We start from the raw sequence: 26,313 nt of genomic DNA on the forward strand, positions 1-26,313 counted from the left end.
CGGGAGAGCTCGAGAGGGCAGAGCCCTCTCGAACTAGAAAACCCCGTTTACGCCGAGGCCGTAGGCGGGGACGGCGCCGTCCTTGGTCGGTGTCGCGCCGATCGTGCCGCCGTACGGCACGACGCGGACTCCGGAGCGCGGGGCCGTCGCCGGCTTCTTGTCGCGGGTGAGCCACCACGCGGTGATGCCGCCGGCGAGGGTGCCGCCGAAGGTCGCGCCGACGAAGCCGCGCGTCTTCGCCGCCGTCACCTTCTCGAAGACGAGCGGGCTCCCGATCGCGGCGCCGGCGGCGGCGCCGAGGCCGGCGCCGAGATCGATGAGCATCATGCGCGAAGGAGGCACCTTCGCGAACGTCGCGATCGTCCCGCCTCCCACGAGGCCGATCGCCGCACCGTAGCCCGCTCCGGTGTAGGGCCGCTGCACGAGATCGCCGCGGTAGAAGAAGTCCGCGAGCGCGCCGAGGCCGAGGCCGAGCCCGGCGCCGGAGTGCACGAGCACCGCGTCGCCTTCGTCGGCCTTGTGGCGCGTGAGCGAGAACGTCGCGAGGCCGAGGCCGATGATGCCGCCGCCGACGCCCCACGCGTAGCGATCGGTGAGCGCCACGCGGCGTCCGTTCGCGATGAGGATGCCGGCGGCGGTGCCCCACCACGCGCCGCCGGCGATCGTCCACGCGTCGCCGGTGGTGACGTTGAACTCCTCCGCGACGAGCAGCGCGCTGCCGAGGCCGACGCCGGTGCCGAGCGTGAGGAGCGGGTAGAGCAGGCGCGGATCGGTCGAGCCGCTCGCGCGCTGCACGCTGAACGCCATGAACGCGCCGAAGAGCGCGGCGTTCGCGGCGAGGACCGCGCGCCCCGGCGAGCGCGACGGCGCCATGATCCCGCTCCCGGCGGACTCCTGCGGGCGCGGGCCCGGATCGGTCGCCGCGACGGGGGAGGTCGTGAGCAGATCGCGGAGGAGGACGAGCCCGCGCACGGCGACGTCCGCCGCCGCGACGCGCTCGACCCGCATCCGGATCTGCTTGCTCCGCGGCGCCACCGCGAGGATGCGGAGGATCAGCGAGTCGGTGCCGGCCGGCTCGAGGCGCGCGCTCACGACCCAGGTGCCGTCGTCCTCGGTCGTGGTCCCCTCCGTCTTGTGGGCGGAGTGCTGCGCGCGCTCGACCATGTCGAGATCGCGGGCGCGGTTCGGGGCCGGGCCGGCGTCGGCGACGTCGAGCGCGAAGCCGAGGTCCTGGACCGCGTCGCGGATCGTCGCGTCGAGCTCCGTCGCGCGCTCGTAGATCGAGCCCTCCGCCGGCGCGGCGCGGTGCAGCGTGCCGCCGCTCGTGTCCTCCGGCGCGGGCGTGAGCGTGGGCCACACGACGATCGGCTTGTCCGCGCTCGCCTCGGCCGGCGGCGGTGGCGGAGGTGGCGGCGGCTCGTCGGCGAAGGCGAGGCGCGGCAGCGCGACGAGGGCACACGCGAGTACGGCGGCGCGCGTGGCTCGCATGACGTCTCAGAACATGTAGACGCCGGAGAGCCACAGATCCACGATCGTGGTGTCGTCGACGGAGAAGCGGCGGCCGGGGAGGTCGATCACCTGCCGGTGGTTGGGGTTCGGGATGCCGGTCGTCGTGCCGCCGCCGCCGGTCGCGGCGCCGACGCGGCAGGGCCCCGACGCGCCCGCGCCGGCGCTCGTCTTGAAGTCCGGGTTGCACGCGTCGGCCGAGGTGATGAGGTGGCTCTGCAGGTGGGTGAGGCCGAGCCCGGCGGTGAACTTCGCGCGCTCGTTGATCTGCCAGGTCACCCCCGCGGAGCCGCCGATCTCGCCGAACGCCTGCTGGTCGGTGATACCTGTAAAGTACACCTTTCCCGCGGCCGGGTCGGCGACGCTCGAGAAGCCCTCGCCCGCCTTGTACGCGCCCGGGTTCGCGTTGCGCAGCGTGCGCGCCTGCGAGGAGCCGAGCGCGTCGAAGAGCTCGGAGTAGTCGCGGCCGGGCGAGTGGTAGCCGGCGCGGACCTTGAAATCGAGGACGACGCGCTTGAACTCCTCGCGCACCTCCCACGGGTAGACCTCGAGGCCGATCGTGAACTTTCCGACGAGCGGCGGCCGGTTGAGGAGCGCGCCGCGGAGGTCGTTCGTCGCGCCGAAGTCGCTGTTGGACTGCGGGAGGTCGATGAGGAGGTTGAAGCCGGTGTACGGCTCGATGTAGCCGATGCGGCGCGAGAAGATCGTGTTCACGACGATCGTGTTCATCGCGCGCGAGACGCCGGGGTCGCGGTTCGCGGTCGGGTTCGACGGGCTCGGGCACTTGACCGGCGCGTTGTCGTTGCACGCGTGGAGGCGCTCGCCGAGCGCGAACCGCGCCTCCGCGCCGATGACCCAGGTCGGCTTCGCCTCGTCACGCTGCTGGTTGAAGATGGCGTAGTTGAGCCCGAAGTGGATCTGGTCGACGCCGCTGCGGGTGGGCGACTTGAAGGGGACGCTGAAGAGCTGCTCGCCGTTCGGGTCCTGGAGGCGCTGCGGGTTGCGCGACGAGCCGTCGAGGTCCGACAGCTGGCGCGCGTCGGCGAGGACGAGCGGGAGGCGGATCGACGCCGCGAGGTCGTGGAAGATGCCGATGTCGCCCCCGATCTCGAGGACGGTGAGCGACTGGCTGTACGACGCGACGTTCTCGTTGCCGGCGGTGAAGGCGCCGCCGGCGAGGCCGGGCTGGGCGATCGTCGTCTCGCGCCGGATGTTCGCGCTCTTCCACGACTGACGGAGCGTCAGGAGGAGGTTCGCGTCGAACATGTCGTCCTTGTCGAACGCGTCGATGACGGTGGTGTTCTCCCCCGTCTCCTTGAGCAGGCGCGGCTCGCGCGCCGCGATCGGCTCGTCCGCGCTCGCGGGCGCGGCGAGGAGCGTCGCGGCGACGCCGGCGATGCACGCGAAAGAGAGGCCGCGCATGGGCACGGCGAAGCTACCACAGTTTCGGAGTCGGCTAGCGCCTGCCGTAGGGTGACGTCCCCGGCTCGAGGCCGGGGAAAATCTCGATCGAGACGTCGTCGCTGTCGCCGGTGGAGCCGTGGAGCTCCTTCTTGGCGTGACGGAGCTCGCTCGACGTCGCGTCGAGGCGATCGGCGAGGACGCCGAGGAACTGCCAGAGCATCTTCACCGCGATCTCGTGCTCGGAGCGGAGGATCTCGAAGAAGTCGACGCGCCGGATCGCGATCAGCTCCGCTTTGCCGTCCGCGCTCACCGTCGCGGAGCGCGGCACTGCGCGGATGAGGGCCATCTCGCCGAAGTGCTCGCCCGCGCCGAGCCGCGTGAGCGTCTCGCCGCCGCGCGACACCTTCACCTTGCCTTGCAGCACGATGAAGAGCTCGTCGCCCTTGTCGCCTTCGCGGAGCACGAGCTGCTCGGGCTCGTAGTGGCGGACCTCGACCGACTGCATCACGCGGAGCAGCTCGCGATCGGAGAGGCGCGCGAAGAGCGGCATCCGCGCGAGCGTCTCGCGCTTGAGGGCGAGGCGCTTCGCCCGCTCGTCGCTGTCGCCGGTGCCCAAGAGGCGGACGATGACGACGGTGATGTTGTCCTTGCCGCCGCGGTCCTTCGCGAGCTCGACGAGCCCCTTCACCGCGTGGTCGCCCTCCTCCTGGAACCACGGCGCGAGCTCGCTGACGTCCTCGATGTAGCCGGTGAGGCCGTCGCTCGCGAGGAGGAAGTCGTCGCCGGGGAGGACCTCCAGCATCAGCGTGTCGACGTCGACGCGCTCGTAGACGCCGACCGCGCGCGTGATCGCGTTCTTGTGGCCGACCTTCTCGATCTGCTCCTTCGTCAGCTTGCCGCGCTTGAGCAGCTCGTTGAAGACGGTGTGGTCCTCCGTGATCTGCTGCACGCGCCCGCCGCGCTGGAGGTAGATGCGGCTGTCGCCGACGTGGGCGACGAACGCGCGCGTGCCGAGGACGAGGAGCGCGGAGAGGGTGGTGCCCATGCCGCGCTTCGACGTGTCGGCCTGGGCCTCTTCGTGGATGCGCGCGCACGCGCGGTGGACCGCGTGCTCCATCAGCGCGAGGATGTCCTTGTTCGTGACGCGCGAGGCGCCGCGGGACCCGGCGATGAAGTCGTTGATGAGGTCGCGCTCTCGCTTGATCTCCTCATGAATGGTGCGCACCGCGATCGCGCTCGCGACCTCGCCGGCGGCATGACCACCCATGCCGTCCGCCACCATGAAGAGGGACAGCTTCTTGTCGACGAGGAAGTTGTCCTCGTTGTGCTCGCGGACCTTTCCGACGTCGGTCGCGGCGAAGAACTTGATGGCGTCCGTCATGGACCAAGGCAATTGTGGCATGCCGCGGCGCGCGCGGTCGAGTTCAGCGTCATGTATGCTCCTCCGCCGTGTCTCAGCTCGCGTCGCTGCTCGAACGGCTCAAGGAATCCGGTGCGGAGCGCGTGGTCTTCACGCCGAACGAGGTCCCCCAGGCGGGGGACCGGCCGCTCGCGGGCGGTCCCGTGCGCGCCGGCATCATCAGCGAGGCGGTGAGCGAGCTGCTCTCGGCCGACGACATCGCGGGGCTCTCCGCGAACCGGCCGCGGATCCTCCGCCACGAGCACGACGGGGAGGAGCTCGTGCTCGAGCTCACGAAGCACCCGGTCGGCGTGGTCCTCGCCGTCCGCGCGGCGTCCGCGCCGAAGCCGCGCGCGCAGGCCGCGACGCCGCGGCGGACGAGCAAGCGCGCGCCGGCGGTGAAGCTCGACACGCTCGATACGCCGATCGAGCCGATGCGTCCGGTCCCGCTCCGCCCGCCGTCGATCGAGCTCGATCTCGGGCCGGCGGCGGCTCCGGCTCCCGCGGCTCCGTCTGGCTTGAGCCGGGAGGAGATCGAGCGGATCGCGCGGGACGCCGCGGCCGCGGCGGTGGCGGCGGCGCCGGCGCCGCCGGCGGGTCCGAGCCGGGAGGAGATCGCGCGCATCGCGGCGCGGGAGGCGGCGGAGGTGGCGGAGCGGATCGTGCTCGAGGCGATGCCGCGCGGCGGGGCGGCTCAGGCGGCGGCGGCGGCGCCGAAGGGCTCGTTGCAGGCGGCGGCGACGCGGTCGGGGCCGGCGAAGATCGACGGGCTCCTTCGCGAGATGATCCAGCGGAAGGCCTCCGACCTGCATCTCTCGGCGGGCGTGGCGCCGGTGTTCCGCGTCGACGGCGAGATCCATTTCGCGGGCGGCAGCGCGCCGGGCGGTCTGTCGTCGGACGACATCGAGGCGATGGTCACCGAGGTGATGACGCCGAAGGCGCGCGAGGACTTCGCGAGCCTGCGCGACGCCGACTACGCGTACGAGCTGCGGGGGCTGGCGCGCTTCCGCGTGAACGTGTTCCAGGACCGCAACGGCGTCGGCGCGGTGCTCCGGCAGATCCCGATCGAGGTGCTGACCGCGGAGAAGCTGGGGCTGCCGAAGGCGTGCCTCGACATGTGCTGGCTCTCGAAGGGCCTCGTGCTGGTGACGGGCCCGACCGGCTCGGGCAAGTCGACGACGCTCGCGGCGATGATCGACTTCATCAACAAGAACCGGTCCGATCACATCATCACGATCGAGGACCCGGTCGAGTTCGTTCACCAGAACCAGAAGTGCCTCGTGAACCAGCGCGAGGTGGGCCTCCACACGAAGTCGTTCAAGAACGCGCTGCGCGCCGCGCTGCGCGAGGACCCCGACATCGTGCTCGTCGGCGAGATGCGCGACCTCGAGACGATCTCGATCGCGATCGAGACGGCGGAGACGGGCCACCTCGTCTTCGGGACGCTCCACACGACGACGGCCGTCAGCACGGTCGACCGCATCATCGACCAGTTCCCGTCCGACCGTCAGTCGCAGATCCGGGTGATGCTGAGCGAGTCGCTGAAGGGCGTGGTCGCGCAGAACCTGATCCCGAAGATCGGCGGCGGCCGCGTCGCGGCGCAGGAGATCCTGGTCGGCAACCACGCGGTGGCCGCGCTCATCCGCGACGGCAAGACGTTCCAGCTCCCGAGCGTGATGCAGACCGGCAAGAACATCGGGATGGTCACGATGAACGACGCGCTGATGAAGCTCGTCATGAGCCGCCAGGTCGATCCGCAGCAGGCTTACATCAAGGCCGTCGACAAGACCGGCTTCGCCGCCATGCTCAAGTCCGCCGGCATCAACTCCGTCTGACTCAACATCGGGGGCTTCGCCCCCGATACCCCCACCCCAGACACGGCCCTCGCGCTGCGCGCTCGGGGCGCTTCGCGCCCGCTGTCGCGGCCGCTTCTGGGGCCCCGGGGTTCGCCCGACACGCCGTCCCAGACACGGTCGCGTGGGGGCTGCTCGGGGCGCTTCGCGCCGTTGTCGCGGCCGCTTCTGGGGCCTGGGGTCGCTTTGCTCCGCTTCTTGGGGGCTCTTCGCATGGTGTGGCGCCAACACCTCAATACGGGGCCGGCGGGTTCGGCTGTGGCGCTGCTTTCCGGGCGGCGCGCGTGGACGGGTGGAGCGGGGAGGGTCCTGGTCGAGCTGGGGCGTCTGGTTCCATCAGGGCGGGGTCTGCTTTGGGTCGGGTGAGGCCTTTAGGCTGCGCTCGTCGCGCGAGGATTTGCGCAACTCGCGCGATGGTGGGCGGTGCCGGAATTTTCGGCGGATTGGCATGAGGTGTGGATGTGGGACAACATCATGTCCGGCACCGTCAACGGCGTCCTTCCCATCCCGCTCTCGTCGCCCGCCAGCGTCCGCGATCCGCTTCCGACCGGACCGCAGCCGCGCGAGATCGTGGAGGCGATGCGTCTGGCGCGCCTGGCGTTGTCCGACGAGCTCGCGCTGCGAGTGGATGCGTCGAAGCCGGAGGTGCGCGAGGCGCATCAGTCGGCGATGCGCCTCGCGCGTCCGGCGCCCGCGAAGCCCGGCCCGCTCGCGATCATCAAGAACGTCAAGAAGCTCACGGACAGCATCCCGTTCCCGGTCGTCTTCGTGATCGGCGCCCTCTTCGGCGTCATCTTCGCGAGCTCGCTCGTCACGATGACGCGCCCAGAAAAACTCCAGCCGCTCGCGGTCGCGCCGCTCGCCGAGCCCGCGCTCATCGACGCGCCCGCGGCATCGCCGGCTGTCGTGACGCCCGCGGCGCCCGCGTCGATCGAGATGGAGAAGCAGGCTCGCGAGGCGCAGGCTGCGTCGTTCGTCGCGTGGGCCGCGCCGCCCGCGCTTCCCGCGGCGGAGCCGCAGCTCCCCGCCACGCGCCCCACCGCTCCCGCGCACGCGCAGACGAACACGAAGCGCTCCCTCGTCCGCGCGCCCCACAAGAAAGGCTCCACCAAGCCCAACACCCGCACCGCCGCGCGCTGACACGGCCGCCGCCACCCGCGCCGATCGAGAGCGTCGCGGGCGGGCCCGCGCGCCGAGCATCGCGGAGCGGCTCGGGCCGAGTGAAGCGTAGCGGAGCGGACCCGCGCGCCAAGAGAGAGCATCGCGGAGCGGGCTCGGGCCGAGAGAGCATCGCGGAGCGAGCTTGGGCGGAGTGAAGCGCAGCGGAGCGGGTCTGCGCGCCGAGCGAGCGAGCGCGTTCGTGGAGCGGGCTGCGCGCCGAGTGAGAACGTCGCGGAGTGGGGCTGCGCGCCGAGTGAGAGCATCGTGGAGTGGGCGCGTGCGAGACCATCGCGGACCCGCGCGCGAGAGCGACGCGGAGCGGGGGCGCGCGGGCGATTGAGAGCGTCGCGGAGCGGGCAGGCGCGGCGAGCTCGGGGCTGGCGGCGTTGCGGAGCGCATCGCGTGGGGGCGTTGGGGCGACAGGACGTCAATCCGACGAGTCGTCTGAATAGTGGGGCGGGCGCGTTGTTGCCATCGCAACCGAAAGGACGGTGGATGAAGATATTGATGTATTTTGCATGTTGTGCGGGCGTGCTCCTCGTTGGCTCCGAGGCGGGCGCGCAGGACCAAGAGCCGGGGGAGGGGGCGCGCGGGAGCGTCGCGGCGTCGCCGCCGCGTGTGATCGGTGGCCGGGGGCGCGTCGTGATCGACCTCGTCGGTGGTGAGGGCGGGGCGGTCACGGTCGGGACGCTCGGTGGGCTCGGGGCGTTCGTCGGGCCGCTGACGTTCACGACGACGAGCGACGACTACGCGCCCGCGGGCGGATCGTCCCTCATCTCTCTCATGCCGTCGGCCGACGTCTTCGTGACGGACCGCCTCTCGCTCGGGGGGCGCGCCGGCGTCACGTGGTCCACCCAGCCGTCGGCGGACGCGCTCTCCTTCGCCGTCGCGCCGCGCGTCGGCTACGCGTTCCCCCTCGGCGGCGGGTTCGCGCTGTGGCCGCGGCTCTCGCTCGGCGCCGACATCGGCCGCGCCAACGTGGCCGGCGGCGGGATCGCGAACCGCATCTACTCCGCGAGCACGAACGTCGGCCTCGTCGCGCGCGTCACACCGCACCTCTTCTTCGACATCGGCCCCGTCATCACGTACCGCACGACGGACATCGACGCGTTCCCGCGCTCGTCGCTCCACGGCGGCGGTCGCGTTGCCCTCCAGCTCGATTTCTGAGCGAACGGAGAGAGCGCGCGCCCGTCCGCTCACGCGTCGTCGTCGTCGGTCTTGTCGCCGCGGAGGCCGAGGGCGCGGGCCTTCTTGTAGAGGTGGCTCCGCTCGAGATCGAGCGCGCGCGCGGTCGCCGCCATCTGACCGCCGTGATGCGCGAGCGCGTCCTGGATGACCTGCCGCTCCGCCTCCTCGACGAGGACGCGGAACGGGACCCCCGGACGATAGAGCCCGTGCGCCTTCGGGGCGGTGCCGCCGGGGAGGCAGGTCTTCACGTCCTCCGCGCTGATGACGTCGTCGGGCGTGAGGATGACGAGGCGCTCGATGAGGTTCCGGAGCTCGCGGACGTTGCCGGGAAAGCTGTAACTTGCAAGTACCTTCACGGCCTCTTCGTCGAACTTCATGCCGGGGCGGTCGTTCGACTTCGCCGCGAGGACGAGGAAGTGACGCGCGAGGAGCGGCACGTCCTCGCGGCGGGAGCGCAGCGGCGGGATGTGGAGCGGCACGACGTTGAGCCGATCGTAGAGGTCGGCGCGGAACGCGTCGGTCTCGGAGGCCTTCACGAGGTCGCGGTTCGTCGCGGCGACTACGCGCGTGTCGACCTTGATCGTCTCGCTCCCGCCGACGCGCTCGATCTCGCGCTCCTGCAAGACGCGCAGGAGCTTCGCCTGCGCCGCGAGCGGCATGTCGCCGATCTCGTCGAGGAACAGCGTGCCGCTGTTCGCGCGCTCGAACTTGCCGCGGCGCTGCTTCGTCGCCCCCGTGAACGCCCCCGCCTCGTGGCCGAAGAGCTCGCTCTCGATCAGCTCGCTCGGGAGCGCGGCGCAGTTGAGCTTCTCGAGCGGGCCCTTCGCGCGCGGCGAGAGCATGTGGATCGCGCGCGCGACGAGCTCCTTGCCGGTCCCGCGCTCGCCGGTGACGAGCACGCTCGCGGAGCTCTTCGCCGCGCGCTGGATCTGCTCGACGAGCTTCTTGATCGGGCCCGACTCGCCGACGAGCTCGCCGGTCGCGCCGGTCTGCGCGCGGAGCTCGCGCGCCTCGCTCTCCGCGCGCTGGAGGCGGAGCGCCGTCTCGACCGCGATGAGGAGCGCGTCGGTGTTGATCGGCTTCTCGAGGAAGTTGAGCGCGCCGAGCCGCGTCGCCTTCACCGCGGTGTCGATCGTCGCGTGCCCACTCATCATGATGACCGGCACCTCGTTCTTCGCCGCGCGGATGCCGGCGAGGAGCGAGAGGCCGTCGCCGTCCGGCAGCTGCACGTCGAAGAGGCAGAGGTCGTAGCTCCTCTTCTTGAGCTTCTCGTCGGCGACCTTCACGCCGCCGGCGACGTCGACGGAGTAACCCTCGAGCGTGAGCGCCTTCTGGAGGGTCGTGAGGATCGAGGGCTCGTCGTCGACGACGAGCAGGTGCGCGTGCGGCATGCGGAGGGGAGGGTAGCGCGGGCCGGCACCCAAGCTGTAAGGCTTTTCCGGGTCGATCGTTGGGGAATGGTGCTCCTTTCCGGGGTACACTGACGCCCGATGCGGCTTGCTCTTCCCATAGCGCTGGCGCTGTCGATCGCCGCCGCGGCGTGCGGTGGGACGCGGCCGCGCTACGGGCAGCCCGTCCATCACGCCGAGCGCGTCACGCGCGCCGACGTCGCGGTGAGCGAAGAGCAGTTCCCGCTCGCGCTGCGCGACCTCCTCGCGAGCGAGCCGCAGAGCCGCGAGCGCCAGCAGCGGCTCGCGGGCGTCGTCGCGCGCCAGATGACGCGCGTGTCCGAGCGCTTCCTCGCCAAGAACCGCGACAACGCCCTCGCCTCGCTCGCAGGCGCGATGTACCTCGTCCGCGCCGGCGAGCTCACGAACGAGATGCTCGGCCCCAACGCGCACACCGCGTTGAAGGCGGCCTCGGAGGAGCTCGCGAAGCGCGGTGACGACGGTCGCGCGCGCGCCGCGTACGAGCTTTTGCTGCGCGTGGCGCCGCCGCAAGAGAAGGCGGACATCAAGGGCCACCTCGACGCGATCGCGGCGTGGACGCGCGACACCGGCGGCACGGGCCCGGTGCAGACCGCGGGCGCGCTCGAGTCGGCGGCGGTCATGCGTTACCTCCTCGAGCCGAGCGTCGAGGCGCGCGACGAGGCGATCGCGCGCACGCTCGACTTCATCGACAAGGCCGTGCTCGTGAAGCAGCAGCGGCGCAACCGCCAGGCGCCGCCGATCTCGCGCGAGGAGGGCATGGAGGCCGTCCGCGCGCTCGAGACGGGGACGACCGTGCTCGTCGCGATCCACCTCCGGAGCGGAGATCCGCACGGCGCGCTCGCGGCGCTCGAGAAGGCGAACGGCAAGGACCCGCAGATGACGCGCCCCGAGCTGATGGGCGCGCTGAAGGCGGTCGTCGATCGGCCCGACACCGATCGCTGGCTCGACCTCGCGCGGATGGTGCGTCCGCCGCGCGATCAGCGAGGCCCGCGCGATCCGGAAGAGGAGGACTTCGGCAAGGACGTCGACCTCCTCCGCGTCGCGTCGTTCGTCTCCGCGTGCGAGGCCTACCGCCTCGACGCGACCTCGGCGGACGCGTCCGGGTTCGTCGCGGCGATGCTCGTCGACCTCGGGATGGGCGAGGCCGCGCCCGCCGTCCTCGTCGACGCGGTAAAGGAGACGAAGGACCCGCGCTTCCTCGGCTACGGGCTCGCGGTGACGCGCGCGGGGATCGAGCGCGCGCTCGAGACCGACGAGGCCGGCGCCGCGCGCCGCACGTTCAAGAGCGCGGAGCCGATCCTCGCCGCGGCCGACGCACAAAAAGCGCGCGTCCAGCCGTCGCCGGCGCGGCTCTACGCGTTGATGGGCGAGATCGAGATCCGCGAGGGCCGCCTCGACGACGCGCGCAAGCTGCTCGACGCGTCGATGGAGCGCGAGCGCTCCGGCGCGGTCGCGCTGAACCTCGCGCGCCTCGACTGGCACGGCGGCAAGACGAAGGAGGCGCTCGATCGCCTCGCCGGCGCGCTCCAGACCGACGACGTCGCGAAGGACCCCGCCCTCCGCGCCGAGGTGCACCTCGTCACGAGCGACATCCAGCGCGCGCAGGGCGACGCGAACGCGGCGCGGAAGCCGCTCGAAGGCGCGCTCCGCGATCTCGCGAAGGCGCGCGGCACGGCGGAGGCGGAGGACCGCGCGCGGATCGAGATCCTGATCGCGCGCGTGCTCGATCGCTTCGGCGCGAACAAAAGCGCGGACAAGGCGCTCGCGCGCGCGCTCGAGGCCGCGACGCGCGACAAGCGCACCGCCGCGGTGACGATCGGCCAGATCGTCGGACGCGCGTTCGTCCGCGGCGACCTCGAGGCCGCGCGCGACGGCCTCGCGCGCGCGCAGGCGCAGGAGCTCGGCCGCGACGACATCGTCTACGACGCGCTCTGGGTACGCCTCCTCGAGCGGCAGCAGCGCAAGGCCGACGATCCGACCGCGGAGAAGATCCTCCTCGGCGCGAGCGACGACCCGCGCTGGATCGGGAAGATCGCCGCGTTCGGCGCGGGCAAGATCAAGGCCGCCGATCTCGTCGCCGCGGCGCAGACGCCGACGCAGAAGACGGAGGCGCTCTTCTACGCCGCGATGGAGCGCAAGGTGTCCGGCGACGCGAAGGGCGCCGACGACGGCTTGAAGCAGGTCGTGAGCTCCCCCGGCCTCGACCTCGTCGAGTTCAGCTTCGCGCGCGACATGCTCGACGGCGCGCGCGCGCACGTCGGCGGCCCCGTCCCCGAAGTCGGATTGCCCTGACGTCGTGAGCGCCGCGGCTCGGCAGAACATCCGGCGCACGATCGACTGGGGCAGCCTCGCGCCCTTGCGGATCCGCGCGCGGCTCGTCGCGGAGGGGGTCTACGCCGGCGCGCATCGCAGCGCACGCAAAGGCGCTGGCGTCGAGTTCGGCGGGCATCGCGCGTACACGCCGGGTGACGATCTCCGCCACCTCGACATGCGCTCGCTCCTCCGGCACGACCACCTCCTCGTGCGGCAGTTCGAGACGGAGACGGACCGCGCGCTCCGCCTCGTCGTCGACGCCTCCGCGTCGATGGGCTACCGCGGATCGCGCGCGCCCGGCGCGAAGCTCGCGTGGGCCGGCCTCGTCGCGGCGGCGCTCGCGCGCGTCGCGGTCAAGAGCGGCGATCCAATCGGCATGAGCTTCATCGGCGGCTCGAAGGACGCGCGCAACGTCCCCGTCCGCGGCGGGCGCGAGGTCTTCGAGCGTGTCGTCGACGCGCTCGAGGGCCAGGTCGCGGAGGGCGAGGCGATGCACGACCTCACCGTCCTCGACAACGCGATCGGCGCGCTCGCCCGGAACGCGCGGCGCGGCTCCGTCGTCGTCGTGTTGAGCGACCTCCTCGATCTCCCCGCCCCCGCGCCGGAGCGCATCGGCGCGATCGCGACGCGCGGTTGCGTCGTCGTCGTCGTGCAGGTGCTCGACCCCGACGAGGCGGACTTCCCCTTCAACGAGACCGTGCGCCTCAAGTCGCTCGAGGGAGGGATGGTGGTCGAGACCGACGAGGCCGCGCGCGAGCGCTACCTCGCCGCGCTCGCGGCCGAGCAGGCGACCTGGCGCGAGAAGCTCCTCGCTCGCGGCGCGAAGTTCCTCACGATGAGGACCGATCGCGATCCCGTCTCCGCCGTGCGCGCGATCGTGGAGGCGTCGCTGTGACGTTCGTCGCCGTCCTCGCGCTCGGGATCGGGCTCTTCGTCGTCGCGCCGTACCTCGCGCATCGGCTTCGGCGGCAGCGCGCGGACGAGGTGCCGTTCGCGCCGGTGCGGCTCGTCCCGCCGACGCCGCCGCGCGCGCGTCGCCGCTCGCGGCTCGAGGACCGCTCCCTCTTCGCGCTGCGCGCGGCGTCGATCGTCGCGCTCGCGCTCCTCGGCGCGTCGCCGCTCGTGCGCTGCTCGCGCCTCGCGCTCTCCCGCGGAGGAGCGTCGGTCGCGGTCGCGATCGTGCTCGACGACTCGATGAGCATGCGCGCGCGGACGAACGGCGGCGCGTCGCGCTTCGCGCGCGCGAAGAAGGGCGCGGAGGAGATCCTCGCCGCGCTGCGCGACGGCGACGCGGCCGCGATCGTGCTCGCGGGCGCGCCGGCGCGCGTCGGCCTCGCCGCGACGACGGACATCTCCACGCTCCGCGCCGCGCTCGACGGGATGACGGAGAGCGATCGCGCGACCGACCTCGACGGCGCGATCGCGATGGCGCGCACGCTCGTCGGGGAGCTGCCGCAGATCGACCGGCGCGTGATCCTCCTCTCCGATCTCGCGGACGGGAAGCCGGACGCGCCTCCGCTCGGCGAGTCGGCGGACAAGGCGGTCCCGGTCTGGGTCGCGATGCCCGAGCTCGGGAAGGAGGCGGCGACCGACTGCGGGATCCTCTCCGCCGATCGCGCGGGCGGGCGCGTCCGCGTGCGTTTCGCGTGCTCGACCGCGGAGGCGGCGCGGGAGCGCGAGGTCCGCGTCATGGACGGCGAGAAGTCGATCGCGAGCGCGAAGCTCGCGGAGACGGCGCTCGGCGAGGTGATGATCCCGGTCTCCGGGGACGATACGCGCGAGCTCGTCGTAGAGCTCGGCGGCGGCGACGCGATCGCGGCGGACGACCGCGCGGTCGTCGTGTTCGAGTCAGGGCCCGCCGCGCTCGCGGTGGTGGGCGATCGCGCCGACGACGCGGTCACGACCGGCGGCGCGCCGGTGGTGGAGCAAGCGCTCGCCGCGCTCCATTCCGACATGGCGATCCGTCCGATCCCGCAGGCGCCGGATCGAAAGGAGGACACGCAGGCGTTCGCCGCGATCATCGTCGACGATCCGCCGGGCTTCACGCCGGAGCAGCGCAAGTCGCTCGCCGCGTTCGTCGAGCGCGGCGGCGTCCTCGTCCTCGCGCTCGGCCGGCGCGCCGCGTCGGCGCAGCTCGGCGCGACGTTCGAGCCGTTCCTCGCGCGCGCGGTCGGCTTCGCGGAGTCCCCGTCGAAAGGCGCGGACCCCGCGAGCGCGTCGCTCCTCGGCGAGGCCGCGTCGAGCCTCGAGGACCTCGGCGCGAAGGGCCGCGCGACCCTCGCGACGGAGGACCTTCAGTCGTTCGAGGCGGTCGTGCGCTGGACCGACGGCGTGCCGCTCATCGCGCGAAAGCAGCGCGGCCGCGGGGACGTGTGGCTCTCGACGTTGCCGTTCGCGGTCGACGCGAGCGATCTCCCGCTCCGCCCCGGCTTCCTCGCGCTCCTCGACGCGGTGGTCGCGGACGCGCGCGAGCGCTCGGTGCCGCTCCGCGGTGACGTCGGCGCGCCGTGGGCGTTCGGCGGCGCCTCGCGCGTCGAGGCGGACGGGCCGAGCGGGCGCCTCGTCGCGGCGCGCGACGACGGCGCGCTGCGCCTCGTGCCGGCGCTCATCGGACCGTACCGCCTCACCGTCGACGGGACGAAGGAGCTCCGCGTCGCGGCCCCGGCGCCGCGCGAGATCGACCTCCGCCCGCGCGCGGTGGCGCCCGCCGCGACGTCGTCGTCGCTCGGCGGCGGCGTCGCGACGGTGGACGTCTCGTGGACGATCGCGCTCGTCCTCCTCGGCCTCGTCCTCCTCGAGCTCGTCGTCCGCGCGTGGACGCGAGCGCCCGGCGCGCTTGCATAGAGCGCGGGCGGAGCTTAGAACGCGGCGTCATGATGACTCGTGCCGTCCTCGCGCTCGCCCTCCTCGGTCTCTCCGTCGTCGGGTGCGGCGGCGGCGGGAAGTACGGCTACTCGCCGAAGTACATCCCGACCGACTCGGAAGAGGCGGCGCTGAAGGGCGCGCGCGACTACGACCCGGTCATGTACAACCGCGAGCCCGAGGTCTGGCGCAAGGGGACGGTGACGCTCTTCGGCGTCGTCACCGCGCGCGCGCCGGGCAACGGCGGGATGGCGACGGTGGGCCTCAGCGTGCGCCGGCTCGAGCCGCGCAACCTCTGCGAGAACGGCAACGACGACGACACCTGTCGCGTCACCGTGTCGGACAAGGACTTCGGGACCGTGCGCGCGCTCGTGCCGCTGAAGGGCGAGGACGACGTCGGCGAGCACTCGGTCGCGGTCGGCTCGCTCCTCCGCGTCGTCGGCAAGATCGGCGAGGACGTCGACGAGTCGGGGATGCCGGTCCTCCGCGCGAGCTTCTACCGGCACTGGCCGCGCTACTTCTACGTCACGCGCGCCAACGCCGAGACGATGCGCCAGTAGTCGTGCTGCGGCTCACGGAAGAGGGACGCACGATCGTCCTCCCTGCGTTGACGACGGCGCACTCGCACGCGTTCCAGCGCGCGATGCGCGGGCGCGCGCAGCGGCCTTCCGCGACGCCGGGCGACTTCTGGTCCTGGCGCGGCACGATGTACGAGATCGCGAACGCGCTGACGCCGGAGTCGATCGAGGCGATCAGCCGCGTCGCGTACCGCGAGCTGTACCGCGCCGGCGTCCGCACGGTGGGGGAGTTCCACTACGTGCATCACCAGCCGGACGGCACGCCGTACGAGGACCGCACCATCCTCGCCGAGGCGGTGATCCGCGCGGCGAAGGCGGAGGGCCTCCGCATCGCGCTCCTCCGCGTCGCGTACCACCGCGCCGGCCCCGGTCGCGAGCCGGAGCCGGGGCAGCGCCGCTTCTGCGACGCGGACGTGGGCGACGTGATGAAGGACGTCGACGCACTTCGTGTAAAATACAAGTACGACAAGGACGTCCGCATCGGCGTCGCGCCGCACTCGGTGCGGGCGTGCCCCGCCGACTGGATCCGCGAGCTCGCGCGCTTCTCGCTCGATCGCGCGCTCCCGTTCCACATGCACGTCGCGGAGCAGCCGCGCGAGATCGAGGAGTGCCTCGCGGAGACGGGGCGGCGGCCGATCGACTTCCTCGCCAACATCGACGCGCTCTCGACCCGCTTCGTCGCCGTGCACGCGACGCACCTGATGCCGCACGAGGCGATGATCCTCGGCGAGGCGCGCGCGTTCGTGTGCCTCTGCGCGACGACGGAGGCGGACCTCGGCGACGGGCTGCCGGACCTCGCCGCGCTGCGCGAAGCCGGCACGCGCTTCTGCACCGGCGTCGACAGCCACGTCATCACCGATCCGCTCGCGGACCTGCGCGCGCTCGAGACGCTCGGCCGCCTCCGGACGCAGACCCGGGTCACGTTCACGCCGGAGGACGGCACGCCGGCGGCGGAGCTCTGGCGCGCGGGCTCGATCGAGGGCGCGATCGCGTGCGGCTTCGAGGACGACGGCGGCACGCTCCGGATCCCGCGCGATCACCCGTCGCTCGCGCTCGTCGACGACGAGCACCTCCTCGACGCGATCGTCTTCGGCGGCCCGGCGGCGCTGCTGGAAGCTAATAGTTCGCGTTGATTCCCAGCTTGATGGTGTGGAGGATGTCGGTGCCGCCGAACTCGATGATGTGGGCTTTGCCGTCTTCGCTCTTTCCGAGGTCCGTCGTCGCGTAGATGAGGTCGCCCCGATAGCTCGCATCGCCGTAGAGCGTGAAGCGCTCGCCCGCGAAGAAGCGGAGGCGCGCGCCGAGGCCGAGGGAGCCGACGATGGCGCCGGAGTTCGTGTTCACCTTGTTGCTGTCGGCCGGATCGAGGAAGCTCACGCAGCCGGGGGTGGTCGCGCCGAACGGGCAGTCGACGGCCTTGGAGCGCCGCATGATGAACGAGACGGGGCCGCCGCCGAAGTACGCCGCGAGCAGGGCATAAGGGACGATCGTCCCGTGCTTGTTCACCGTGAATTCGCCCTCGAGGCCGCCGAGGTAATAACGCGACGTCGTGAGCTGCGGCGCGGCCTCGTTGAAGTAGGTGAAGCGCTGCTCGTCCGAGCCCGGCGGCGCCTGGTCCTCGAGCTCGTAGAGGAGGCGCGGGAGTCGATAATCGAGATAGCGGAATCCCACGTACGCGACGTTGACGTTCGGATTCCGGAGGAGCCACCCGACGTCGTAGCCGACGTCGACTTGCGTATAGCGGACGCGGAACGGGGATGACGCGAGCTCGGCGCCGGTGTTGGCGTCGAGGTAGCGGAAGTTCCCGGCGTCGAACGACGCGATCCGGACGTTCGAGCGCGCGCCCGTGATCTGGAGACCGAGGTCGAGGAGATCGCTCGTCCGCCGATCGAGGCCGAGCTGGCCGCCGAGCGATCCGGTCTCGATCGAGCCGCCGCTCTTCCATTGCCGATCGGTCTTGTAGCCGGCGGTGATCTTCCCGACCTCCGGGAGCCGGAAGGAGTCGAAGCCGATCGCGAGGTTGGCGTTGGCGAGGAAGATCGGGTCGATCTGGTACTCGCCGCGGCGGAGCCGTCCGGTGTAGTCGTAGCTCTTCTTCTCCTCGCTCGTCTGTTCCTTGATCGACGCGGGCGAGAATATGAGCACGTCGAGGCCGGCGTGCGCGCGGACGTGGAGCCAGCCGAGGGTGATCCCGGCGATGTCGTCGACGAGGCTCTCCTTCAAGAGGTATCCGGCCATCTCGTCCTTCGACTGGTTCACCTGCTTGCCGAGCTTCTCGACCATCTCCTCGAGCACGCGGACGTCCTGCGTGAGCGCGTCCTTCGCCGCCGGGAGCTGCGGGGCGAGCTGGATGAGGGCGCCGGCGGCCGTGACGACGTCCTGACCCGAGCGGATCACCTCCGTCGACTGGTAGATGACGGTCGGGATCATCGCGATCGCCTCGAGGTCGGCGCGCAGCGCCATCGAGAGGATCGTCACGGCGTCACGCGCGGTGGTCGTGCTCGCCGCGACGCTGAGGCGGCCCACGTCTCCGTCGACGATCTTGCTCGCCTGCGCCTGCCGCTCCTTCGCGGCGTCGAGCGCGGCCTCCGCTTGCGTGAGCTCGTACGGCCGCCGCTTCTGCTGCGCTGCGATGTTCTCCCAGTGCTCGACACGTGCGCGCGCCTTCGCCACCTCGTCGGCGCTTCTCATGAACGTGAGCCAGTGCTGCTTCAGCTCGGACGAGCCGAGGGCGTCGAGGATGGAGGGGAGCACGTTCGGCGGCGGCGCCGGCGGCGGTGCGGGAGGCGGCGGCGGAGGAGGTGGAGGCGGTGGTGGAGGCGCGACGGGCGTGGGGGCGTCGGGCGTCTCGGTCGGTGTCGGCGCGCTGTCGGGCGCGCCGGCGTCCGCGTCGTTGCTCGGCGTCGCATCCGCAGGACGCGGCGGCGGTGGCGCGGGAGGCGGCGGCGCGGGAGGCGGCGGCGCGTTCGAGCCGGGCGGTGCAGCAAGCGGCGATGAGCTCGAGCCAGCCGGCGCAGCGAGCGGGAGTGCGCTCGAGCCGGGCGGCGCGGCGAGCGGCGGTGCGCTCGAGCCGGGCGGCGCGGCGAGCGGCGGCGGCGATGCCGGGATCGCGAAGCTCCATGCAGGATGACTGGGCGGGGGGGCGTTCAGCGAATGTGGGCGTTGGTAGCGCTGGCGCGGGGGCGGTTGCCACGTCGGGGCCGTGCGCGGGGGCGGATACGGCTGCTGCCACGTCGGGCGCGGGCGCGTCGGGTACGTCGGACGCGGCGGGTACGTTGGGTACGTTGGGCGCGGCGGCTGGGGAGGTGGAGGCGGCGGCGCGGGCGTGGGCAGCGCTTGGACGGAGCGTGGCGCTTGGTGCTCGAGGACCTTCTCGAGGTGGCGCCGGTAGATCTTCACCGTCGGGATCGCGAAGCGTTCGTTGGCGTATGGGCTGCCGGGCTCACGTCGGATCTCGGCGCGGTATGCCGCGGCCTTGGCCTCGTCGAGCGGCAGGTCCTGCACCCACGGCGTCCCCTCCGCGTACTCCTTCTGCGTGAGCATCTCGTGGACGAGGGCGATCGTCGCGAGGATGTCGTCGGCGCGGTCGGCCACGAGCGCGACGGTGGGGTCTTCGTTCTTGTACTTGTTGAGCGCGGTCACGCTCTGGAACACGTTGCTGCAACCCGTGCTCGCGAGCAGCGACGCGAGCATGAGGGTGACCACGACCGTGCGCGCCGCGGCGCGCAGTCTCTTGCGGAGGCTCATGGGTGGTCCTGGGCTTCAGAGCGCGCCGCAGGCCGGCGTCACGGTCTTCTCGAGGTTGTCGAGCGGGTGATAGCTGCCGTCGTCCGTCACTACCGCGTGGCTCGAGAGGGCGACGACGTTCGGCAGGCCGATGTTCGTCGCGTGGGGTTCGTAGCGCGAGCCCCAGCACCACGCGGCGCCGGAGCGAAGCGCGCAGAGGAGGAAGTCGCCGCCGACGATCTTCGTCGCGTCGGCCAGCGGTGCGCCGCCGGGACCGAGGACGACGATCGGGTTCGGGCAGTGCGACGTCGTACCATCGTTCCCGCACATGCCGTTGACGTTCGAGCCCCAGCACTTCACCTGCCCCCCGTCGATCGCGCACGTCGTGCCGTGGGTGAGCGCGACCATCGTCGGGTTCGTGAGGCCGACGACCTTCGCCGGGTACTGCCTCTTCGCCGTGTCGCCCTGCCCGAGGTTGTAGTCTCCGTTTTGTCCCCAGCACCACACCTCGTTCGCCGCGGCGCCTTGGACGACGGCGCATGCGTAGTTGGTCGAATAGGCGATCTGCTTCACGCCGGTGAGCGGCGACGCGCCGTCGGTCGTGATCTCCTGCGCGTACGACGACGTGAGCGTGCTGCCGTTGGCGGTGAGCCACGTCACGTCGCCCCAGCAGTAGGCCTTCGCGTCGGCGCCGACGACGCACGTGGCCTCGTTGCCGTAGTAGGAGCCCGCCGCGTTCCCGGCCGCGGCGACGCCGGTGAGCGGCGTCCCCGCCGCGCGGAGCACGCGCGACGCGCGGAGGATGGGACCGGTGTCTCCCTTCGTCCCGTTCCCGAGCTGCCCGTTGGCGTTCGAGCCGCTCTCTCGCGTCCGCCAGCAGCGGAGGCTCCCGTCGGAGGTCACCGCGCAGCCGTGGTTCCTGTCGTCCGAGATCGACGTGACGTTCGCCAGCGTCGCCCCGCTCTCCGCGTCGACGATGCTCGTCGTGCCGTCGGCGAGGAGGACCTTGCTGTCGCTCCGCAAGGCATAACCGCCGTAGACGTCCTTGATGCAACCGGCGCCGCCGGGGGTCGTGCCGTCCGGGCCCGGGACGCCGCCCTCGCTCGGGTCGGTGACGAGCGGGCTGCCGTCCGGCGACTCCCCCGCGTCGCTCGGATTGAGCTGCAGCGGCGTCGACGACTCGGCCTGACACCCCCACGCGCAAGCGCCGATCACCCCGATCGCCGCCGCCCCAAGCCAACGCACATCCATCCCCATCTGCATCTCCCCGATCGCGCGATCGATAAATAGGTAAAATAGGACCTAGTTATCTCACGCATAGACATCGGCACGACGGCGCGTCAACGACAAATTCGCGCGAGATGACGAAGAACGGCCCGGCGCGCGCGAGCCGTCTCGCGCCGGGCGCGGGCCGATCTCTCAGCGGTAGTGCTTTTCGATCGCGAAGAGGTCGAGGTCGCCGAGGCCCTCGCTCACGGCGCTCTCGAGGTCGGCGATGATCGCGCGGACGACCGGCAGCTTGAGGCTGCACTCGTGCTGGAGCTGCACGTTGAGCGCGGCGTCCTTCAGCGCGAGGGCGAGCGAGAACTCGGAGGTGAAGTCGCGCGCGAGCAGCTTGTCACGCTTGCCGACGTAGCTCGGCGTCGCGAAGGCGCCGGTCGTGAACGCGTCGAGGAGGATGTCGCGCGCGAGCCCCGCCTTCTCGCCGAGCGCGAGCATGCTCGCGAAGGCGACGAAGTGATGCGCGCCGACGCCGTTGAGGACGACCTTCAGCGCCTGGCCCTGGCCGATCGGGCCGGCGTGGATCACCTTCTTGCAGAGCGCGTCGAGCACTGGCCGCGCGCGCTCGACCGATCGCACCGCGCCGCCGACGAGCGCGACGAGCTCGCCGCGCGCGGCGGGACGCACCGAGCCGCTCACCGGCGCGTCGACGAACCGCGCGCCGCTCGCCTCGATCCGCTTGCCGAGCGCGATCGCGGCCCGGCGCCCGATCGTCGCCATGTCGACGATGACCGGGCGCAACGCGCGCTTCTCCTTCGCGATCGCGGCGAGGATGCCGTCGGGCCCGTCGAGGACCGCCGCGAGCGCGTCGGCGTCCGCGAGCATCGTGACGATCACGGCCGCGCCCTGCACGCAGTCGCCCGGCGACGCGCCGACCGACGCGCCGGTGAGCGTCTTCGCCGTCGTCGCGGTGCGGTTCCACACGCGGAGAGGGAACCCGAGATCGAGGAGCCGCCCCGCCATCGGGCGTCCCATCGCGCCGAGCCCGAGGAACGCGACCGCCGGCTTCGGCATCGGCGGCGGAAGGAGATCGGTGTGGCCGCGGCTGCGCGGCGGGATCGTCGTCTTCTTCGGCGCGACGCTCGGCTTCTTCGGCGCCTGCGGCGTCATGGAGCGGCCCGTCCGCTGCGTGTTCCCCTTCTTCGCGCTCACGATTGGCGCCCAGCATAAACGGTAAGCTGACACCACGTCGTCACCTTGAACCTCTGCCGGAGTCGGGTCGCGCCTTGCGGCCGGTGTTGGGCCGGGACTATCGTTTTCGATCCCGCATGCCGACCGCGAGCCCCTTCAAGCTGTCTTCGAATTTCGAGCCGCGGGGCGATCAACCGCAGGCGATCAAAGAGCTGATGGCGGGGCTCGGCAAGGGCGAGCAGCACCAGGTGCTCCTCGGCATCACCGGCTCCGGCAAGACGTTCACGATGGCGAACGTCATCCAGCAGTATGGCCGCCCCACCCTCATCCTCGCGCCGAACAAGACGCTCGCGGCGCAGCTCTACGGCGAGATGAAGGAGCTCTTCCCCGAGAACGCGGTCGAGTACTTCGTCAGCTACTACGACTACTACCAGCCCGAGGCGTACGTCCCCTCGAGCGACACGTACATCGACAAGGACGCGATCATCAACGACCAGATCGATCGCATGCGCCACTCCGCGACGCGCGCGCTCCTCTCGCGGCAGGACGTCATCATCGTCGCCTCGGTGAGCTGCATCTACGGCATCGGCTCGGCGGAGAGCTACCACGGCCTCCTCATCGACCTGAAGGTCGGCGAGGAGTTCCGCCGCGACAACTTCCTCCGCATGCTCGTCGACATCCAGTACGAGCGAAACGACGTCGACTTCCACCGCGGCACCTTCCGCGTGCGCGGCGACGTGGTCGAGGTCTTCCCCGCCTACGAGCACGAGACCGCGGTGCGGGTCGAGTTCTTCGGCGACACGGTGGAGGCGATCCGCGAGGTCGACCCCTTGCGCGGCAAGGTGAAGGGCTCGCTCGAGCGCTACGCGATCTTCCCCGGCTCGCACTACGTCACGCCGCAGGAGCAGATGCGCCGCGCGATCTCGCAGATCCGCGACGAGCTCCTCGAGCGCCTCGACTTCTTCGACAAGGAAGGCCGCTTCCTCGAGAAGCAGCGCCTCGAGCAGCGGACCCTCTACGACATCGAGATGATGGAGCAGATGGGGTTCTGCAACGGCATCGAGAACTACTCGCGCCACCTCTCGAACCGGAAGGCCGGCGATCCGCCGCCCACGCTCATCGACTACTTCCCGAAGGACTTCCTCCTCGTCCTCGACGAGTCGCACCAGACCGTGCCGCAGGTCGGCGCGATGTACCGCGGCGATCGCGCGCGGAAGGAGACGCTCGTCGAGTACGGCTTCCGCCTCCCGAGCGCGCTCGACAACCGGCCGCTCAAGTTCGAGGAGTTCGAGACCCACGTGCACCGCTGCGTCTACGTCTCGGCGACGCCGGGCGAATACGAGCTCCAGAAGGCGCAAGGATCGTTCATCGAGCAGGTCATCCGCCCCACCGGCCTGATGGACCCCGTCGTCGAGGTGCGCCCCGTCTCCGGGCAGGTCGACGACCTCCTCACCGAGATCCGCGACCGCGCGACGAAGAACGAGCGCGTCCTCTGCACCACCCTCACGAAGCGCATGGCGGAGGACCTCACCGACTACTACCGCGAGCTCGGCGTCCGCATCCGCTACCTCCACTCCGACGTCGACACGCTCGAGCGCATCGACATCCTGCGCGACCTCCGTCTCGGCGAGTTCGACGTCCTCGTCGGTATCAACCTCTTGCGCGAGGGCCTCGACCTCCCCGAGGTCTCGCTCGTCGCGATCTTCGACTCCGACAAGGAGGGCTTCCTCCGCTCGCCGCGCTCGCTCATCCAGACGATCGGGCGCGCCGCGCGCAACGTGAACGGCCGCGTCATCATGTACGCCGACTCGATCACCTCCGCGATGAAGGGCGCGATCGAGGAGACGAACCGCCGCCGCGCGCTGCAGGAGGCGTTCAACAAGGAGCACGGCATCGTCCCGCAGACGGTCATCCGCGCGGTCATGAACATCAACCCGGCCGCGGGGACGATGGACTACATCGACATCCCGAAGACGCCGAAGGCCGGCGCGAAGGGGAAGGGGAAGGGCGCCGACCTCGACATCGGCGAGCAGATCCGCGCGCTCCGCTCCGAGATGTTCGCCGCCGCGGAGGCGCTCGACTTCGAGCGCGCCGCGCGCCTCCGCGACGAGCTCAAGAAGCTCGAAGCCCTCGCGGCGAAGGACGGCAACGGCGCGGCGGAGGCCGCGCTCGCGAGCGGCATGTACGATCCGTACGCGGGCGCCGCGCCCAAGAAGAAGCGCGCCTCCGGCGGCGCCGCCGCGAAGAAGGCCGCGGGCGCGCGCGGCCGGTACAAGCGATGAGCGGTGAGTACCGCGACGATCTCTCTGCCGCGCACGCGCGCATCGCGGAGCTCGAAGAGAAGGTGCGTGCCCTCCAGGAGGAGGCCGCGCCGAAGCCGCTCACGCCGGACGGTCGCTTCCCCGAGCTCGAGGAGAAAGTCGCCCTCCTTCGCCGCCGCGCGCACGAGGGGAACCACGCGCGCCGCCGCACGATCCTCTCCCTCGTCGGCGCGATCTTCCCGCTCCTGGGCATGATGTTCTCTTTTTTGCATCTTCCCCTCGTCGCGGCCGTTTGCAGCGTCGTGTTCATCACGTTCATCGTCCTCAACTTGAGCCTCGCGCACACGTTCAAGACCGCGAAGAAGGAGCTCGCCGAGGCCGAGGCGAAGCTCGCGAACGCTCTCCGCATCGCCGATCTCGAGTCGAGGCTGGCGGCGAAGAACGTCCGCGTCGCCGCGGCGGACGAGCCGCTCGCGACGGCCGACATCGACACCGACACCGCCGCCGAGCCGATGCGCGCCGCACGTTGAACGGCGTGCATCCTGCACGAGCACGCCGCGATGGGGCGGCGAACGATAATTCCTATGCGGATAGCGCGTCTGCGCGTGCGCGTCTTCGCGTTCAGCGGCGTAGCCGTGTTCGCGGCGCTCGCGACGACCATGGCCTGCAGCGACGACACCGAAGCCGACGTGCCCACCCCGGCCGCCGACGCGGCGCCGATCGAGGGCGTGCCGGGTCCGTGCGTCGTGACCCCGACGGCGGAGCCCGCGTGCGAGGCCGGCGCTGTGTTCCTCCCCGACGCGAGCGCTCCCGACGACGCGTCGCTCCTCGACGGCGACACGCCGCCGAGCGAAAACCGCTGCCTCGTCGTGAGCGATCGGACCGTGACGTGTCCGTCGACGCTGGGCAACGCGTGGATCGGCGAAGGCGCAAAAGACGCGATCGAGCTCGTCGTCTCGCAGCGGCGCATCGCGTCGGAGGGCGACGACCAGCGCGCGGACGAGCATCGCACCGTCTTCTTCGAAGACCGATCGTACCTCCAGCACCTCCACGTCCCGGCGTCGGGCGACGCCACGATCACGGTCGATCCGATCCCGCCGTCGCCGCCGTCGACGCGCGGCCTCGCGCTCCATCGCGGTCCGCGCGGTCCGTATGCGGTCCTCCTCACCTCCGACGGCGACGCGGGGTCGTCGTCGACGCTCACCACCGCGCCGCTCGTTCCCGGCGCGTGGACGCTCGGGCCCGGCTTCCCCGTGAGCGCGCCCGCGTGGTCGTTCCCGCTCACCGGGATCGCCGGCGGAGAGGGCTTCCTCGTCGCGAGGCGCGTCGTCGTCGGCGGCCTGCCCGAGTCACCGCGTCGCGCGGAGGTCCTCCCCGGCGAGTCGCTCGTCCGGATGCGCGCCGGTCCCGGCGGCGTCCCCGCCGCGCTCGTGCGGAGCGACCACCAGATCCGCCTCGTCGAGGGCGCGAGCCTCGAGGCGGAGCGGTGGGCGGATCAGATCGACGTGGACGAGAGCGGCGCGGGGAGCGACTTCGCTTACGTCGCGACGACGACGTTCACGACCGGAGAGCCCCTCGTCGCGCCGATCGTGCGCCATCGCGCCAGCATCACGGTCGCGCGCGATCGATCGAATCGGATCGTGCTCGGGACGGGCTACTCGACGTGCCCGCCTTCGGGGTGGCTCGACTGCGATAGCTGCCCGGTGGGGATCACGTGCGAGCGGAGCGCGGAGACGTACCGCGAGACCGCGTTCGTCGAGAACGCGGGGCGCCTCTTCATCGTCGGGGTCGGCAACGAGTCACGGAGCGCCTACCGCTACGAGACGAACCAGGTCGTCGGTCCGCTCTGCACCTGCACGTCGCGGAGCATCGGGAAGGTGAGCTCGACCGCGGACACGCTCGTCGTCGTCGAGGTCGTGACGCCTCCCGGCAAGCTGAAGTCGCTCGAGGTCGTCGAGCGGATGCGCGTCACGATCGGTCCCCCCGACTCCGTGAAGCTCGTGCGGGTCTTGCCGCGCGGAGACGGGATCGCCGATGTCCTCCTCGGCCCCGCGCTCGAAGAGAGCTCCCTCGCGTCCGTCCGCTCGCGCACCGGCCCCGAGCCGCTGCGGCTCCTCCGGATCGACACGACGTTCTAGCGCGGGCGGCGCGGAGGTGGGGCGGCGAGCACCTCGGCCATGATCCGCTCCGCCATCCGCTGCTCGCGCGCCCGGAGCTCGG

Annotated in this window: 18 protein-coding genes; 11 read left to right on the forward strand and 7 right to left on the reverse strand. The window is 71.6% G+C overall.

Annotated features, from left to right (window positions below):
• Positions 1-33 precede the first annotated feature (33 nt).
• From KF837_37520 to KF837_37530, 3 genes are read right to left on the reverse strand one after another with little or no spacing between them, the layout of a single operon-like run.
• Complete coding sequence (locus KF837_37520; protein ID MBX3233084.1) at positions 34-1,488, reverse strand: hypothetical protein; 1,455 nt, start codon at positions 1,486-1,488, stop codon at positions 34-36.
• Between the two features lie 6 nt (positions 1,489-1,494).
• Entirely contained in the window at positions 1,495-2,928 is a 1,434-nt protein-coding gene (locus tag KF837_37525; GenBank protein ID MBX3233085.1) for a hypothetical protein, read from the reverse strand.
• A gap of 34 nt (positions 2,929-2,962) precedes the next feature.
• Positions 2,963-4,291, reverse strand: coding sequence for a Stp1/IreP family PP2C-type Ser/Thr phosphatase (locus tag KF837_37530; GenBank protein MBX3233086.1), 1,329 nt, complete (start codon positions 4,289-4,291; stop codon positions 2,963-2,965).
• Between the two features lie 452 nt (positions 4,292-4,743).
• On the opposite strand from KF837_37530, the gene KF837_37535 reads away from it, so the two are divergent.
• From KF837_37535 to KF837_37545, 3 genes are all read left to right on the forward strand, one after another.
• Positions 4,744-6,144 carry a type IV pilus twitching motility protein PilT gene (locus KF837_37535; protein ID MBX3233087.1) on the forward strand — a complete coding sequence of 467 codons (1,401 nt, stop codon included), beginning with the start codon at positions 4,744-4,746 and terminating at the stop codon, positions 6,142-6,144.
• A 477-nt stretch (positions 6,145-6,621) separates the two neighbouring features.
• Positions 6,622-7,302: a hypothetical protein gene (locus KF837_37540; protein ID MBX3233088.1), complete on the forward strand. Its 681-nt coding sequence runs from the start codon at positions 6,622-6,624 to the stop codon at positions 7,300-7,302.
• A gap of 516 nt (positions 7,303-7,818) precedes the next feature.
• A complete protein-coding gene (locus KF837_37545) occupies positions 7,819-8,490 on the forward strand; it encodes a hypothetical protein (protein ID MBX3233089.1) in 672 nt (223 codons plus the stop codon).
• 29 nt (positions 8,491-8,519) lie between these two features.
• Here the strand turns inward: KF837_37545 and KF837_37550 are convergent, their stop codons facing one another.
• Positions 8,520-9,902: a sigma-54-dependent Fis family transcriptional regulator gene (locus KF837_37550; GenBank protein MBX3233090.1), complete on the reverse strand. Its 1,383-nt coding sequence runs from the start codon at positions 9,900-9,902 to the stop codon at positions 8,520-8,522.
• Positions 9,903-10,001: 99 nt separating this feature from the next.
• Between KF837_37550 and KF837_37555 the strand changes: the two genes are divergently transcribed.
• The 5 genes from KF837_37555 to KF837_37575 are packed head-to-tail and all read left to right on the forward strand — an operon-like array spanning position 10,002 to position 16,827.
• Positions 10,002-12,233, forward strand: a complete 2,232-nt coding sequence (locus tag KF837_37555; GenBank protein ID MBX3233091.1) for a hypothetical protein — start codon at positions 10,002-10,004, stop codon at positions 12,231-12,233.
• A gap of 4 nt (positions 12,234-12,237) precedes the next feature.
• On the forward strand, positions 12,238-13,149 hold the full coding sequence (locus tag KF837_37560) for a DUF58 domain-containing protein (protein ID MBX3233092.1): 912 nt from the start codon (positions 12,238-12,240) through the stop codon (positions 13,147-13,149).
• Positions 13,146-15,098 carry a BatA and WFA domain-containing protein gene (locus KF837_37565; protein MBX3233093.1) on the forward strand — a complete coding sequence of 651 codons (1,953 nt, stop codon included), beginning with the start codon at positions 13,146-13,148 and terminating at the stop codon, positions 15,096-15,098. Before KF837_37560 ends, KF837_37565 begins: the two co-directional genes overlap by 4 nt.
• Positions 15,099-15,127: 29 nt before the next feature.
• A complete protein-coding gene (locus tag KF837_37570) occupies positions 15,128-15,676 on the forward strand; it encodes a hypothetical protein (GenBank protein ID MBX3233094.1) in 549 nt (182 codons plus the stop codon).
• 5 nt (positions 15,677-15,681) lie between these two features.
• Positions 15,682-16,827, forward strand: coding sequence for a formimidoylglutamate deiminase (locus KF837_37575; protein MBX3233095.1), 1,146 nt, complete (start codon positions 15,682-15,684; stop codon positions 16,825-16,827).
• Here the strand turns inward: KF837_37575 and KF837_37580 are convergent.
• The 3 genes from KF837_37580 to KF837_37590 all read right to left on the reverse strand — a co-directional run bounded on the left by KF837_37580 (position 16,811) and on the right by KF837_37590 (position 21,853).
• The gene (locus tag KF837_37580; protein MBX3233096.1) at positions 16,811-19,441 is read right to left on the reverse strand and encodes a hypothetical protein; all 2,631 of its coding nucleotides are present in this window, start codon (positions 19,439-19,441) and stop codon (positions 16,811-16,813) included. The genes KF837_37575 and KF837_37580 overlap by 17 nt on opposite strands.
• Positions 19,442-19,456: 15 nt before the next feature.
• The gene (locus KF837_37585; GenBank protein ID MBX3233097.1) at positions 19,457-20,671 is read right to left on the reverse strand and encodes a hypothetical protein; all 1,215 of its coding nucleotides are present in this window, start codon (positions 20,669-20,671) and stop codon (positions 19,457-19,459) included.
• Positions 20,672-20,839: 168 nt separating this feature from the next.
• Positions 20,840-21,853 carry an NAD(P)-dependent oxidoreductase gene (locus KF837_37590; protein MBX3233098.1) on the reverse strand — a complete coding sequence of 338 codons (1,014 nt, stop codon included), beginning with the start codon at positions 21,851-21,853 and terminating at the stop codon, positions 20,840-20,842.
• Positions 21,854-21,969: 116 nt separating this feature from the next.
• On the opposite strand from KF837_37590, the gene uvrB reads away from it, so the two are divergent.
• Genes uvrB through KF837_37605 form a run of 3 tightly spaced genes read left to right on the forward strand, consistent with a single transcriptional unit; the run spans position 21,970 to position 26,231 of the window.
• Positions 21,970-24,114, forward strand: coding sequence for an excinuclease ABC subunit UvrB (uvrB, locus tag KF837_37595; GenBank protein MBX3233099.1), 2,145 nt, complete (start codon positions 21,970-21,972; stop codon positions 24,112-24,114).
• Complete coding sequence (locus tag KF837_37600; protein ID MBX3233100.1) at positions 24,111-24,623, forward strand: hypothetical protein; 513 nt, start codon at positions 24,111-24,113, stop codon at positions 24,621-24,623. Before uvrB ends, KF837_37600 begins: the two co-directional genes overlap by 4 nt.
• Positions 24,624-24,677: 54 nt before the next feature.
• Positions 24,678-26,231, forward strand: a complete 1,554-nt coding sequence (locus KF837_37605; GenBank protein MBX3233101.1) for a hypothetical protein — start codon at positions 24,678-24,680, stop codon at positions 26,229-26,231.
• Positions 26,232-26,313 lie beyond the last annotated feature (82 nt).

Origin of the sequence: Labilithrix sp., from assembly GCA_019637155.1 — a bacterium.
Lineage (GTDB): Bacteria > Myxococcota_A > Polyangia > Polyangiales > Polyangiaceae > Labilithrix.

What these genes read in the sequence shown, in the direction of transcription:
- KF837_37520 (MBX3233084.1), bottom strand. Translation starts at nt 1,488, where the DNA reads ATGCGAGCCACGCGCGCCGCCGTACTCGCGTGTGCCCTCGTCGCGCTG.
- KF837_37525 (MBX3233085.1), bottom strand. Translation starts at nt 2,928, where the DNA reads ATGCGCGGCCTCTCTTTCGCGTGCATCGCCGGCGTCGCCGCGACGCTC.
- KF837_37530 (MBX3233086.1), bottom strand. Translation starts at nt 4,291, where the DNA reads ATGACGGACGCCATCAAGTTCTTCGCCGCGACCGACGTCGGAAAGGTC.
- KF837_37535 (MBX3233087.1), top strand. Translation starts at nt 4,744, where the DNA reads ATGCGTCCGGTCCCGCTCCGCCCGCCGTCGATCGAGCTCGATCTCGGG.
- KF837_37540 (MBX3233088.1), top strand. Translation starts at nt 6,622, where the DNA reads ATGTGGGACAACATCATGTCCGGCACCGTCAACGGCGTCCTTCCCATC.
- KF837_37545 (MBX3233089.1), top strand. Translation starts at nt 7,819, where the DNA reads ATGAAGATATTGATGTATTTTGCATGTTGTGCGGGCGTGCTCCTCGTT.
- KF837_37550 (MBX3233090.1), bottom strand. Translation starts at nt 9,902, where the DNA reads ATGCCGCACGCGCACCTGCTCGTCGTCGACGACGAGCCCTCGATCCTC.
- KF837_37555 (MBX3233091.1), top strand. Translation starts at nt 10,002, where the DNA reads ATGCGGCTTGCTCTTCCCATAGCGCTGGCGCTGTCGATCGCCGCCGCG.
- KF837_37570 (MBX3233094.1), top strand. Translation starts at nt 15,128, where the DNA reads ATGATGACTCGTGCCGTCCTCGCGCTCGCCCTCCTCGGTCTCTCCGTC.
- KF837_37580 (MBX3233096.1), bottom strand. Translation starts at nt 19,441, where the DNA reads ATGAGCCTCCGCAAGAGACTGCGCGCCGCGGCGCGCACGGTCGTGGTC.
- KF837_37585 (MBX3233097.1), bottom strand. Translation starts at nt 20,671, where the DNA reads ATGGATGTGCGTTGGCTTGGGGCGGCGGCGATCGGGGTGATCGGCGCT.
- uvrB (MBX3233099.1), top strand. Translation starts at nt 21,970, where the DNA reads ATGCCGACCGCGAGCCCCTTCAAGCTGTCTTCGAATTTCGAGCCGCGG.
- KF837_37600 (MBX3233100.1), top strand. Translation starts at nt 24,111, where the DNA reads ATGAGCGGTGAGTACCGCGACGATCTCTCTGCCGCGCACGCGCGCATC.
- KF837_37605 (MBX3233101.1), top strand. Translation starts at nt 24,678, where the DNA reads ATGCGGATAGCGCGTCTGCGCGTGCGCGTCTTCGCGTTCAGCGGCGTA.